Annotated in this window: 10 protein-coding genes; all 10 read right to left on the reverse strand. The window is 38.4% G+C overall.

Annotation, left to right across the window (positions count from 1 at the left end):
* Nucleotides 1-9 precede the first annotated feature (9 nt).
* The gene (locus AC1MBV_RS13945; RefSeq protein ID WP_480948542.1) at nt 10-603 is read right to left on the reverse strand and encodes a DUF1819 family protein; all 594 of its coding nucleotides are present in this window, start codon (nt 601-603) and stop codon (nt 10-12) included.
* Between the two features lie 37 nt (nt 604-640).
* Nucleotides 641-6,163 (reverse strand): DUF3320 domain-containing protein, encoded by a 5,523-nt coding sequence (locus AC1MBV_RS13950; RefSeq protein WP_480948543.1) that lies wholly within the window; start codon nt 6,161-6,163, stop codon nt 641-643.
* A gap of 345 nt (nt 6,164-6,508) precedes the next feature.
* Nucleotides 6,509-6,988, reverse strand: coding sequence for a hypothetical protein (locus AC1MBV_RS13955; RefSeq protein WP_480948544.1), 480 nt, complete (start codon nt 6,986-6,988; stop codon nt 6,509-6,511).
* 35 nt (nt 6,989-7,023) lie between these two features.
* On the reverse strand, nt 7,024-7,956 hold the full coding sequence (locus tag AC1MBV_RS13960; protein WP_480948545.1) for an HNH endonuclease: 933 nt from the start codon (nt 7,954-7,956) through the stop codon (nt 7,024-7,026).
* 984 nt (nt 7,957-8,940) lie between these two features.
* Nucleotides 8,941-9,069, reverse strand: coding sequence for a putative holin-like toxin (locus tag AC1MBV_RS13965; protein WP_480948546.1), 129 nt, complete (start codon nt 9,067-9,069; stop codon nt 8,941-8,943).
* Between the two features lie 553 nt (nt 9,070-9,622).
* Complete coding sequence (locus AC1MBV_RS13970) at nt 9,623-10,084, reverse strand: hypothetical protein (protein WP_480948547.1); 462 nt, start codon at nt 10,082-10,084, stop codon at nt 9,623-9,625.
* Between the two features lie 134 nt (nt 10,085-10,218).
* Entirely contained in the window at nt 10,219-11,334 is a 1,116-nt protein-coding gene (locus AC1MBV_RS13975) for a GTPase (protein ID WP_480948548.1), read from the reverse strand.
* A gap of 287 nt (nt 11,335-11,621) precedes the next feature.
* On the reverse strand, nt 11,622-12,983 hold the full coding sequence (locus AC1MBV_RS13980; protein WP_480947869.1) for an IS4 family transposase: 1,362 nt from the start codon (nt 12,981-12,983) through the stop codon (nt 11,622-11,624).
* Between the two features lie 309 nt (nt 12,984-13,292).
* The gene (locus AC1MBV_RS13985) at nt 13,293-13,370 is read right to left on the reverse strand and encodes a putative holin-like toxin (RefSeq protein WP_480948786.1); all 78 of its coding nucleotides are present in this window, start codon (nt 13,368-13,370) and stop codon (nt 13,293-13,295) included.
* A 166-nt stretch (nt 13,371-13,536) separates the two neighbouring features.
* Entirely contained in the window at nt 13,537-13,947 is a 411-nt protein-coding gene (locus AC1MBV_RS13990; protein WP_480948549.1) for a YkvA family protein, read from the reverse strand.
* Nucleotides 13,948-14,066 lie beyond the last annotated feature (119 nt).

Here is a 14,066-nt window from a genome sequence, read left to right on the forward strand (position 1 = left end):
TGATCACCTCTACTCACCCATCGCATGAAGATATCGGGCATCACCTATTTGATTTAGATGATTGGTTATTTGTTCATCGATAACCAATCGACTCAATTCGTTTCCCTTGCGATTACGTACCATACCACTTTCGTACAATAATAACAGAAATACTCTTTTTAGCTTTTCAATACTTCCGTCACTCCAGCTTGCCACTTTATCACTCTGCTCTGCTTTTGCTGTGAAGAAAAGACTGATATCCTTCTTCTCAATCAGATAATCGTTATTGTGTAGTTTCTCTCCAATAACTTCATCCATAAACTCATAAAAAAGAAGATCCGTTTTCATTATGGCATACAGATTCAAGACTTTTCCCATATCTATCGTTCCATCTAATATTAGAGCGATAAGTGTGTCATCAAGGGGTTCCATTCTTCTTAAGATTGAAGGTAACGCTCGAATGGCACTCGACTTATGACCAAATTGAAATAGGTTTTCAGCTATTACTTTTTTTCTAATTTCCTGATTCGATAAACCATCTTGCCTAAGTTTCAGCACCTTTTTCAATTCAAATAACAAAAAGGAGGCCCCGGTTAAACTAGCGGAATACTCTAATTGTGTCACTTAATCGCCCCCCACTGTATTTACTTAACAAATAGACTTATTTATTAATGGTTAGTTTATCATTATTACTCTTTATTTTATCAGAACTCAATAAATCTTGATAAACCTCTTGCATCACCCGCATGATGTTATTTCCTGTTCTGCTAAAGCCAAATTCTCTTGCTGTTATTGAAATGAGGTTACTTTCATCAATACCGAAGCTATTTTTGATTATTTTAAGCATGGCATTGGCTATTTCTTCAGGGCTGATGTATTGAATCGGTCTTATCTCTTGATCAGATGCTGGTTTTCGAGCAGTAGCTTCTGTCTTGTTTTTTATCCAAAAGAAATCATTTCTAATATCGATTTTATCGGACAAATATTGGACGGTTGACTGTTGAACGATTTCTCTTACACGTTTTGTTACTCTTTGTTGTTTAAAGAATGGTAACAATCGTTTTGACAGTAGTTCCAAGTGAATAGGGCATTCTATTGAAACAACGTGGAGAATCATTTCTGTAAGATAGTTAAACTTAAGATCATCTAACTCTGCTTCTTCATAATAAACAAACCCATATGGACTCTCTGAATCATCTAATACCTTTTCATCAATCGCTTTCACATAGTCCGGATTAATATCAGAAAAATCTGTACTATTAATGTCAGGACTAATACCCAACTTATTGTCCTCTTCAGATTCATCTAAGACAATTGCTGCTTGGACAGCATCTAATAGCATTTTCCCTTCGTTTTTTTCATCTTTTATCCAATCAGTGGACCATATTCGATAAATTGTCCAGCCCATATCTTCTAAGATTGTCTGACGAAGTCGATCACGTTCCCTCGCTGTTCGTGCAGAATGATACGTGGCTCCGTCACATTCTATTCCTAAAACAAAGTGTCCTTCTTTTGTTGATGACTCAATAGCAAGATCAATTCGGAATCCGGAGCAGCCAACCCGAGTTTGAACTTTATAGCCGTTTTTTATTAAAAAATCGTATACGGAATCTTCGAAAGGCGACTCCGTGTTCCTTTCATTTGAATAATGTAGCTCTTTTTGTAGCACATCCACACCATTCTTCGCGTAGTCAATATAGGAACGAAGCATCTTCACGCCTTCTGAGTTCGTTTTCTCTAGATTAATATCTTCTGGCTGTATGGATCCTACTAATTTTACATTGTATTTCGCCCGAGTAATAGCAACGTTTAAACGCCTGTATCCGCCATCCCTGCTTAATGGTCCAAAGTTCATATACATAGTTCCATTGGGATCTTTAGCATAGCCGATACTAAAGATTATTGTATCTCTTTCATCGCCTTGAACATTTTCAAGATTTTTAATAAAGAAAGCATCTTCGCGATCTTCATTAAAGAAGGTCTCAAACCTTTGTTTCTGCTTTCTTAATTTATTTATAGCCCCTTCAATAGCTTGTTGTTGAGCCTCACTAAATGATACAACCCCTAGAGTCCGACTCGGATATTTTGTAAAGTGATCGAAGACTAATTCCGCGACTTTCTGGGCCTCTGTAACGTTGTTCTTTTTCCCGCCTCGATCATAGGTACCGTTCGGAACGTAAACATACTCGACGCCAAAATCATTATCCGTCTCCGAGCTGGATGGGAATGTGATTAAATTGCTGTTATATATTTTTCTGTTAGAAAACGCAATGAGTTGTTCACTTCTGCTTCTATAATGCCATTTTAATGTGCGTTCAGGAAGAACACTAACTGCTTGATCAAGCACCGATTCAAAGGCTTCGTTATCAGTTTCAGAGTCATCTGCTTCATCCATATCAAAGTCTCCCTCTGTTGTAGAACCAAAGAAATTGGTTGGCGGCAATTGTTTGCTGTCACCAGCAATGACCACTTGAGCCCCCCGTAAAATAGCTCCTATCGCATTTTCTGTACATACTTGGGAGGCTTCGTCAAAAACAACGAGATCGAATTTATAGTCTTCGGCGTCCAAAAAAAGACTGACAGATAGAGGCGACATCATCAAACAAGGCTTTAGAGTCAGCAATAAATTAGGTATCCGTTTAAAAAGTTTTCGTAATGGCATAATTCGACGCTGCTTATTGAGCTCACGTTTTAGAATACCGACCTCATCAAAAGCAGCGGTCATACTGTTCAAGTCTGGGAGTTTGCCTGCCAAAAAAGCTCGGATTCTTTTTTGCGTTATGTTAAATTGGATTTTATCTAACTTTTGAAAATCGTTTATTCTTTCTTCCTGAGAACGTTCACGGAAGGCATTGACTGCTGGATAATTAGGCAACACACTATCGAGCCATAGCCTGTAGAATCGTTTAAGAAAAGCACTAATTATCTCATTTTTTTGGATAGGGCGTGATTCAATTTGCTCAATAAAATCGGAAAGCCCTGCTTGTGCACACGCATCTTTGCTTTTTCTATAATCAATCCATACTTCTAACAAATTTATTCCTGAATGACAGCTTTCTATTCTCTCCAGTAGAGAAAGCAGATCGAGAGAATTGAAATCAACTTCTTCTTTGAATAAACCCAAGAACCATTCCCATTCTTGATGCAAATCATCGAGCTGTCCTTTTAGCCGGTGGCTGTATTCGTCCGCTTCTTTAATTGTTTCGTGATCCGTACAAATCTTCTCAATAAACTCACTGGGTAATGCATCCTTCTGAAGTATTTCCTTAAAACGATGGGTCCAAGACAGTGACTGATGAATATGCTCCCAGTCTGTTTCCAGTCCACGAAACAGATCATGATATTTATTTTCTAGGTCTGATCGTTGTACCTCAATCGTAGACTCGATTTGTTGTAAACGTTCAAGCTTTCCAAGATCAGCAATTAACTGCTCTATTGTGAGTGGTTTTTTAGCAAGGTTCGACAACTGACTTTCAATTTCAATGACTTTTGCCAATGATTGACTCACTTCGAAAATATTTTTCTTGAGTTGCTCAATCTCTTGTTTGCCTGGGTCTAGTGACATAATTAATCGTGAACTGATTTTCTCAGGTAATTTTTCTTCATTCTCTAGAACGTCAAACAACTTTTTGCAAGAAAGAAGGCTTTCATTATATTGTTTTTCGGAAAGTAGGAATTGTTTTATTTTATCAGGAAATAAAGCACCATCAAAAAAATGAACAATTGTTTCAAAACGATCTATTGACTGATCGAGTTTCTCCCAATCTGTATAATCATCACAATAGTCTTTACCTATTGTCTGAGACCATTTTTTTTGATTCTCATTAATCATTGCTTTTTTATCTACTATATTTTTCACTTCAGAAAGCACGGTAATAATCGAGGAATCATTCAATTTCCCTGATACGCTTTTCGCATAAGATTGCACTGTTTTTTTGTCTTGACGATATTGTTTCTTAAAGCTTTTAAAAAATGATGTATAATCTGTTTTAAACCGTTTTAGTATCGGAGCAGCATCAACTTTAAAAATGTCTGGTTCATAATCTTTTTCAATCTTTTCTGTAGATCGATTCAAGTCAATAAAGACATCTCTAGCCTCCGCCAATAGTTTTTTCATAACTGTTCGCTTACTGCTATCAAACCAATCTTCAGTTGGATGAATTTGGAATAACAATGTATCTATGAGAGGCCATAATGCAATAGATGTATTTAAGTTATCTTCAACCTGTATTGAAAACTCCTCAGCAAAAATATTTTTTACCCGTTCAACAACATTTATTTCTTCTGAAAGTTTATCTAGTTCTTTACGATACTGTTTGGCTAAAGTAATTGTCGCATTCTGATCAAATATATTTTCTCTCAGTGCTGTCCGTACACTATTTATATTTTCTTCAAATGTTTTCTTAATTTGTCTGCCATCAACCTTTAAATATTCATTACTGTAATCCTCCATTAGTCCCTTCATTAGCGATTGATGTTCTTCCTTCATGGCTTGAAATTGATCGGCCTGTTGACTCAGCAATTCGATATTTTCTTCATAAATCCATGAGACAGGAACCGTAGGAGATTGGGAAGAAATATCCATAATTGCCGTTAAACGATTAGCATTACTAATAGAAGAAGGCAGATTAATGTTATAGGCATTTGTAATTTGTTCAAATGTACCCAATAACTGCTGAATTTTAAAAATCAAACGTGGCAAATACATTTCCAAGTCATGCCTTAACTCGTGAGTAACGCTATCGACCTGACAATCCTTCCATGGATTGGAGATATAATCATTGCTTTTTTCATTTAGCAAGTTTGAGAAGTTGTGCAATAGAATTTTATACTGATTCAGTTTATCCTGAGTTGTATTCTCCACGTCCGTTATCGAGAAGAATACTTCTGGTACATCTAATAATTTTGCGATCTCTCCATTTACTTTAAAAATTGTTTTATTTAATGATGGAACCAATGTATGCAGCTCTTTATCATAATCATTTAAGGCATCTCTTTTTTGTTTTAACTCCTCATACCGATACATCGCTTCATCAGTTATTTTGAACTTATTAATCTTTAAGGTTTTTCCTAATTGTTGCATGACTTCTTTTTTATTAGCCTTATAACTATGTAATTTCAGGCAAAAATCAGCGATTTCCGCTTTTGCAAGACGCTTGTAGACGACTTCAAGTGCCGCACTTTTTTCAGATACAAAAAGCACCTTTTTTCCTGCAGCAAGACTTTCAGAAATGATGTTTGTAATGGTCTGGCTTTTCCCAGTCCCCGGAGGACCCTGCAGCACAAAACTAATTCCTTTTTTTGCAAATAAAATCGCATCCTGTTGGCTTGAATCAGCATCGACAACTTGGAAAGAATCTGCAGGTTGTGTATGAAGATCATGGTCATAGTCGTTAAACTCTTCAGGCAAAGATTGCACATCTTCAGGATTATCTGCTAATGCTTTTATAACTGGATGAGTTTCAATTTGTTCACGATTAACTTTCAAATCCTTGTACATATTTATTTTTAAAAAAGACAGTAAGCTTAATGTAGTTTCTTCAACGACTTCCCAATTATTTGTTTTGATTGTTTCTCGAACATCATCTAGGTATTCTGTTATTTTTTGGGAATGTTCATCAAGATCTGGAAGTTGAATACCATAGTCGTTCTCCAGTTTATATGCCAATGTAGGGTTAACTACTATATCATCCTCATGAAGACTCATTTCAAAAGGTGAAGTGATCGAATCTAATTTAAGGCTGACCGGTACTAATACAATAGGGGAAATAAGTTCCTGATTTGAGTCCATACTTTCTGTCCACTTTAAAAACCCAAAGGCAAGATAAAGTATATTGACACCTTGCTCCTCAATTGCAGACTTTGCTTTTCTTCTTAGACTTGCCAAAGTTTTCTGCTGCTCTTTTACAAATCGATTGGTCTTTATATCACCATTATCTGGTATTTCTTCAGATTGATCTTCTTCACTATCATCCGCCTTATCTTGAGTCGAGATTGAAATTGGGTAAGGGAACTTCAGCGATTTTTCCTCATTCACAATATCAGTGAATAGTCCAGCCAACTCCGGAAATACAATTTTTATATTTGACCGCTTTGTTTCCTTATAGTTAATGAGTCTGTTTCTTTTCCCTAAATCAAGCAGCTGATTCTCCCATTTATTTATGTATGAACTAATATCAGCCATAGAAAATCCCCCCCCACAGATCAACCTTATGTATTTCCATTACAACCTTTAGTATTTTTTCTTCCCTCAGCAGGGCATCGTACCCACAGAGAATCCCTGTTAAGCAATTTTGCGCTGGGAACAATTGATGCAGCGTTCTCCTAATCTATAATCAATTTGAGCCCAATAAAATGACCAGTCCTCGTTATGTTCTTACAAACAGTATAAATGCCAATAAGATTCATTCATACCTTATTATTATTTTACTATTACTTTAGATTCAAATATATCATTTCTCTAGATTACCAAATAATGCATCCGTAAATGGATGTTTTACTCATTCGAAGCATACCAACTATTTACAAATTAATGGAATAATTCTTCAAAACTGTTATATTTCACTTTTAAAGCCGATTCTCGTGAACCTTCTATTCGAATTCGATAACATTTTTCTTTCTTTTTCCGGCTCACTGTAAATGACATCTTACCAGCATTAATAATCTGAAGAATTTTCTCTTTATTCAATAATGCGAGCTCACTATTTGCCAAATCTTTTGATCCACAAACTAAAGCAAGAACCACATTCTTACCTTTTTCAATAAAGGCATTAAGTTCTTGATAGTCCCCTGTAATATTAAATACCCAACTATTGTAATCAGGCTTTTTGGTTTCCTGTTGCTCTGCACGATATTTCATAAATAATCTATATTCACCAGAATCTGTTGTAAAGTCATAAACCTGCCGATCATTATTCCCTTCGATTAACGCTGGATTCATTATACCCTGATTAAATAGCATTGACAGAACGGATCCATAGTAAAAATCTGCAACTTTTAATTGTGACATGTTGTTCTTCCCCCTAATTTCTTGAATAGTACTTGCTACCCCAAATAAACGTTCTCATTATGCCATTCCAAGTAATGCTGATCTGGGAGCTGATCGCCGCGTTCAGGCACAACAGCCAATTTACTGCCATGAAAGGCATAATATTCTTTGCCATTACCGAAGTCCTCTTTAATATGATGACTCACTTCTACCGTTAGAGAATCATCAATGGTGATATAGCCACGGTCAAATAAAGTGTGAAAGTCACTTCTAAGCAGCAAGCCATTTTTTATCTCATGAGGACCATTCATGCTGTACGGTTTTATATGGGCAGCCTCGAGTACCGGCAGCGTTTTTTCGCCAGTTATGGCACACCTTCTATGGTAGGCATCTGCAATCATTACTTTAAATGCGCCTTGACCGACACGTGGTTTGATTAATTGTTCCTTGCCATACCGGTTAGTTAAAGTATCTTCTTTGACGAGATACGACTCAAGGGCTTCTCTGTTTCTCAGTCGATCCTGTACTTGTTCGAATAATGATAGGCCGACCGGTTCAGTCGTTTTATAAGTTTTCCCTTGAACGATATTACTGTTCCAGTCCTTGGGTTGAGGAATCCAATCTTTTTCTTCAAAGTAAAAGGGCATTGAGAGAATGATGCATCCAATTTGAGGATCAGGATCAGAGAAACGGTTTGTTCTTCTGTATTTATAAATCCGTTCATTGAGTGCCATCAAACTGCTCGCACCATTTGCGATTCCAAATGCTTCCCAGGCGAGTGTTGATGGGAGAATGGAAAATTTCAAGAAGAAGCCGCCACCAACAATATAATTCTGCGGACTGTGCGTTTTGAATAAAAACAAATCCCCTTCATTCAAAGCTTTAAAGTTTGTCCGCCCACCAGGCTTCCAAAAATTCACTTCATCACAGTTTGCTTGTTTTAGAGTCTTAAACCAATCAAAGTCCGTAATCCCAACGTACATTTTCATTGGTATCATCGCCTTTATAGGGAGCTGAAAGAAGCTGAATTGTTATGTATCTTTAGAACCATAATTCGACAATAACTGGTAAAATTCCTTCAATAAATTGAATTATTCGCAAAAACACCAATAGAAATAATGAAAAACAACAGCAATTCCCGATCTGAATCACTGTTGCTTTTTATCCTTCTTTCTTTTTATTCAATAACCTTTTATCTCAAGAAAGGGTTGGCATGATCGTATGGAATATCATTTCTAATGTAGCAGGAAACAAATGTAATGCCCTTTCTAAGGATCGAACAGTATCATTCTCTCTTCTAAGTCGTCTGTTATCTTTACAATAATGGCAGTGGTGTGGTTTGATTATTGTTCTTAAAGTAGGATCGGTATTAGGAGCATTATGCGGGTCTTTTCCCCAACTGATGATGTGGCTTTGTTGAATTTCTTCAGAATACGTACAGAGTAACTGTTACCAGTCCAACGACTATGGCCGCCTTTTTAAACAGCCTTCAAATGGGATTCCGTACATAGCGATCCAGAAGGGTTCAAGTAAGGTTTGTGAAACACTGGGTAAGGTTAAAACCGAGTTTGGTAAATTCGGTGATATTTATTGAAAAAACCAAAAAGAAACTACAAGAAGCTACGAACAATATGGACAAAAAGTGGCAACTCGAACACGAGTGATTCAGCATAACTTAAGCGAAGTTGAAGAGCTGCCTAGCGAGGAAAAAGAAATTTCAGGACTTTTGGAATAAATTTGAAGGATAAGTTCTACACTTTGGGGACTAATTTCGTTCCAAACAATAAAAACGCATGATTGCATTAAATCCTGCAAACTGTGTATAATAATAGTAGATCAAGGCAAAATAAATCCGCCAGTGCTTCGAACACTGACGGCATGACAATATCCGCGCAGAGCGGATGCAGTGCCTATAACTGAATTACTTGTTCACGGTAATCCGTCTCAGCTTCTGCAAGAGCATATGAGGCGGATTATTTCTTTCTGTCTGACAGCATCAAGATAAGCACTCCAAAACTAATCATAAGTGTTATCGCTTGAAATACTGTCATTGGCGTCACCCCCTTTCTGAGGGTGTCACCGCATCCGCTCATATGCATCATCTATTGCCTGTTGTCATTTTAACATAGTACGTGTGTTCGCATCCTCAAGTGGTCAGTTATTGTGCCAATCTTTTTTAGCAATTTTATGATGAATTTCTGCAAGCATAGCCAATCCCCTTCTTATGTGCTTGTCTCATTTTCCTTTCTTTTAGTTTATTTTCTTTTAAACACCCATGTGATGAGGTACAGTGGAATCGTGATTGGTCCCAAAAGCACATAGACCAAAAGGAACTTAAGTATCTTCCCACCATATACAAACAACCACTTAATTATTAAAAGTGGCACTGAAATAGGAAACAGAAGCACATATAATACAAAGAATTTTATCATAAATATCTCCTCTCATAGTTCTATTTGTAATAAGATGTAACCGATATAGATTCCGCTATTGCCGTTCAACCATTAATCAGACAATCACTGATCGTTGATCTATTTACCATTTTTGGTACCTCGCTGATAAGGCATCGATAAAAAAAGATCCGGCTAAGTGCTTTCACACATGGTCGGATCAGTTTTTTCATATTTTCCTGTTTTTACTTGAACCGGTTCTCGACTACTGTCCCATTAGGCGTCCAGTCACGATCCACAGTCCGAAAAGCTGGCGAGCCTGAGTGCATGTCATCGTCACCTCATCACCAACCTTGATGAGCCGAGTCGCTTTTGAGTTAGGTAACACAATCGAGAAGCCACCGGGAGCACCGAGGCCAACGCCCATCGCGCTTGAAGAACCGACTTCCTCGACGGTTACTTCCAGCGTTTTGTCAGTAATGTCCGCCCCTTCATCCAGTTGCTTAACGAAAGCACGCCCTTCAGCTGCATCTGAAACCGTATAGTCGGCGCTTGGTAACGCCAGTCCTATGCTGAGGCTGACAACAATCAACGCCAACGCGCCTGCCAAGGTGAGCCAGTTCGCTTTTACCACTCGTCGATGCAGGATCAGCCCAATCACAAGCCACACCACACCTACCAGCAGTCCAAGCACACCACCAATCAATCCAAATCCTACGACTACCATTATTGTTACCTCCAATGAGTATTCGGTCATTGAGACCTGCCATAGAGGTTGTTTTTTTTGCGAATTCAAGTAAAAAAAAATAACTGGTGGCATCCTACAAGTCCCTGAGATGTCGCCAGATGTCTTCGTATTTCTTACACTTTGCTTTTCCCTATATTTACAGGCATTTTGGACTTGATCATTCCGATCAATATATCCGTCAGCTCAGTCGGCGCAAGGTCACTCAAATTGACCTTACCTTCGGCCACCATTTCCATCAACTGGATGTAGCCGAAACCAAGAGCACCCGTGATGGCGCTGCCGATTGCTCCCGAAACCGTATTGGTCACTAAATTGATTCCAGGCACTAAATTGAGCAGCTTTTTTGCCGCCAATTTACCCATCTTCATTGCGCCGAACAAGCCAAGCGCACTTGCCAAAACCGTTTCCACTTGATGTCCGGTTAAACTAACCTCATAGATTGAAGTAATTTTCACCAGCATTGTGCGTTGGACGTCAATCATGATTGGCGCATTCGATAGTGGCATGAAGCCGGCTCCAAAATTTGTCGCAGCTGATTTCATCACAGCTTTCGTTGCCTGCTGATGTTTCATCACCAGTTCCGGTTTCTGCGCACTCGCAAAGGAATCCTGCAGTGTCTCCGGTAATACTTCCACTGTCTGCCTCACGAGTTCATCGACGCCAAAGGCAGACACCCACTCTGAATCACTTGCCAATACTTTGACCGTCCGTAACTCCGGTAAATCCTGTTTCGCTACTGTTGCTAGTGCATCCGCCTCTTCAATTGAATAGGTCTTCGTCAGCACCATGATGACGGGAATGTGGTGTTTCATGAAGTATTTCATAAACTTTATTTCTTTTTCCTCGATTTTCGAACCGCTTGCTGCAACACAGTACCATAGACAGTGAATGTCGTCCTCTGTGGTTGGTGTCCTCTTGGTTTGGTGAATGAGCCACTTGATATGTATCGTAGCCTTCCATAGTGCCACTGGATTTAGTTCAAATCCCACGGTGTCATAGATGCGGACTGGAAAATCAGCCTTCTCGATCAGATGAATCTTATCTGTGATGGGCTTTCCAATACCGGTTTTAGCCATTTGTTCACCGAACACTGCATTGATCAGCGTTGACTTCCCCACGCCACTTTTACCCGCAACCATAATATTGACCTTCTTGAGTTTATGAAACTCGTCTCGAACACTTTCTAACGCTTCTTCAAGAACTTTCTTCATCTCTTGTTCTTCTGCCATGAGTTACCTCCAGTAATCATTGTTTTTGGTCTATGACCCTACCATGGGGTATGTTTTTTTTGCGAGTTCAACGTGGGGAAGTAGCGAATTAACTATCTTGATTTAGCATAGCACGGCCACTAATGATGTGGTATAGAAACTTGATTGAGCAATCATAAAAACGATAATCAGTACATAGTGGACACTGAGTTAAGCAACTGCTCCCTGATTCTCGGTAATCACTTTATAGTAAATCTGCATAACGATTTAAATACTTACATTAAATCGCACAAACTGTGTATAATAACTCAACTTTCGCACCCTAATTTGGGCAGATAAACCTTGATATAGTTGGGTAAGCTCTCAATCCATTGTGTCAGTTGACAAGTAACCCATCTTTTGATTGATTTTTTTGTTTTTGTTAGGGCGTCATGAAGAATATCCATGAGCTGCGTCAGTGCTACAGCCCAATCCAGTTCATTCATTTCGTCACAGAGTTCATAAAACATACCACCAAGGGTTCGATTATCTGTACTGCAACGGTTTTGCCAAGACAGAAGAATAAACCTTGTAAAGACAATGGTTGTGTGGCTAATCAGCAGATCGTACGATCTGCCCTGGAACTCTTTTTGAAGCTTAAGAAATGACTTCGTTGCTTTAAAAAATAATTCAATGTCCCATCTCATGCCGTACGTACGAATGATTTCCCGTTCTGTAAGTGTGCAGTCGGTACTTAAGATGGCTAGCCATTCACTTTGTTTATTGCGGTTTTGAACGAACACAACTTTGACCGGGACTCCATTAGCCATTGTGGTACGAATAGAACGTAAAATTTCTTTGTGACTGGTTACGGGCTTCGACAGTCGATACAGCGTTCTTAATCCAACCCATTGAGAGCCTACTCGATAGCGCTGATTCGTTGGTTTCACCATACCAATAACATCGATACCTTGATCGGTCAAAGCCTTGATCAAAGGTTGTTGGGTAAACCAGCTGTCCATCAGAACATAGGACGCATCAATTCCGTTCGACAAGGCTCGTTTAACCATGCCAGGTATTTGTTCAGGTGCTGTTTGTAAAGCTTCAATTCGCCTTTTATAGCCGGAACAACGCTTATCAATCGTCGAATCGATATCGTTAATTTTTGCCTTTTCTTTGCTTGAACTAAGGAGTGAAAAATCAATGGGCAGGAACGTTGATCCGTCTGACCATCCCAATGTCAGCATACGAAATCCTTTGTAGTGTCTTCTCTTGGCATGGTCAAAACAATGAGCCAAAAGTTCGACGCGCTTACTGCGGTCGCGATAAAAAGATGAATCATCCAGAATGAGTACTTTAGTGTGGCAGACGCTCGTCAAACGGCTGACTTTCATAATTGTGAATACACTTAATGCAGTCAGGAAGCGGCGCCAGGCAAACTTCGGGTAGTTTAAAAAACGATAAACAGCATCCTTGCCTGGTAAGTCATCAGCTTTATTACTCTCCAGTAAACGATACCAATTTCTTTGGGTAAAGATCAGGCGAAAAATAAGCTGGAAAAGATAACCACTGGAAAAGCCGAAGGCTTTTTGAATTCCTGCCTGACGTAAATGTTTTAGAATCTTCAACTCATTAAAATTCACTTTTATTTCTGATGGCAGTTGATTATTTTGACCTTTTTTCGCTATCATATAGAGGGCACCTCTTCTTTTTGGTAGTGTATTTCGTCAAAATCACTATACCAAAAATTGAGGTGTCTTTCTATTTTGTCAAGGAGTGTAATGAATAGGCTACAAGCACGTTATATCAAGGGCTATTTCGGATTTTTACTCTGCGAAAGTTGAGTAATAATATTAAATCAAGGCAAAATAAATCCGCCAGTGCTATGAACACTGACGGCATGGCAATATTCGCGTAGAGCGGAGCGATGCAATGAATTAACTTCACATTTTAACAAATGATCCGTCCATCAAGCTATTGCGAGTAGCATATGAGGCGGATTATTTTTTTCTGTCTGACAGCATCAAGATAAGCATTCCAAAACTAATCATTAGTGTCAATGCTTGAAAGAATGTCATTATCGCGCCCCGCTCATTTCAGCGGACGTGAACTGACCCCTAGAGTTGGACGACAAAATTCGACCTTTGGGGGTCAGTTCATCTACTATAATAGATGGCTATTTTCTATATGCTTATCTCCAAGTAAATATCTCTGCAAATAGATCTGTCAAATTCAAAGAAATGATTATAATAGCGCATCTAATTTTGAGACATCAACATCCTCGCCAAACCATTTTTTCAGCGCTTCTTTTGCTTTGTTTTTTGAGTAATCATCTACTGAATAAGCAACTTTACCAATGATGAAAATCAAAACAGCCAAATCATCCGAATATCCTGCAACCGGGATAAAATCAGGAACTACGTCAATCGGTAGTATAAAGTAGGCTAAACCGGCAATAATCATTGCCTTGTCTTTAGTAGGAAAATTTGGGCTTTTTGCCATGAAAAATAAGACAAGTGCCAGGTATACAACATTAATTCCTGCTTTTTTAGCTTGTCTGCCTAGTTTTTGCCAAAATTTTTCCTTTGAATAAATCTTATTTGCTTTTTTTTCATCAATAATCTCTAAATAGTTTCTTGCACCGTTATCATCCACAGGCTTTCCCTCCAAGTTATTAAATTCTATATATCTTATCGGATTATATGATCAACATTCGACAATAAATGGTGATTTCCCTTCAATAATTACAAAAAAAACATTCATTCATCATGATA

The organism is Sporolactobacillus sp. PKPK-6 (genome assembly GCF_056678885.1).

Coding starts and splice junctions, on each gene's coding strand:
- AC1MBV_RS13950 (WP_480948543.1), bottom strand. CDS start 6,163: ATGGCTGATATTAGTTCATACATAAATAAATGGGAGAATCAGCTGCTT.
- AC1MBV_RS13955 (WP_480948544.1), bottom strand. CDS start 6,988: ATGTCACAATTAAAAGTTGCAGATTTTTACTATGGATCCGTTCTGTCA.
- AC1MBV_RS13960 (WP_480948545.1), bottom strand. CDS start 7,956: ATGAAAATGTACGTTGGGATTACGGACTTTGATTGGTTTAAGACTCTA.
- AC1MBV_RS13965 (WP_480948546.1), bottom strand. CDS start 9,069: ATGATGCATATGAGCGGATGCGGTGACACCCTCAGAAAGGGGGTGACG.
- AC1MBV_RS13970 (WP_480948547.1), bottom strand. CDS start 10,084: ATGGTAGTCGTAGGATTTGGATTGATTGGTGGTGTGCTTGGACTGCTG.
- AC1MBV_RS13975 (WP_480948548.1), bottom strand. CDS start 11,334: ATGGCAGAAGAACAAGAGATGAAGAAAGTTCTTGAAGAAGCGTTAGAA.
- AC1MBV_RS13980 (WP_480947869.1), bottom strand. CDS start 12,983: ATGATAGCGAAAAAAGGTCAAAATAATCAACTGCCATCAGAAATAAAA.
- AC1MBV_RS13985 (WP_480948786.1), bottom strand. CDS start 13,370: ATGACATTCTTTCAAGCATTGACACTAATGATTAGTTTTGGAATGCTT.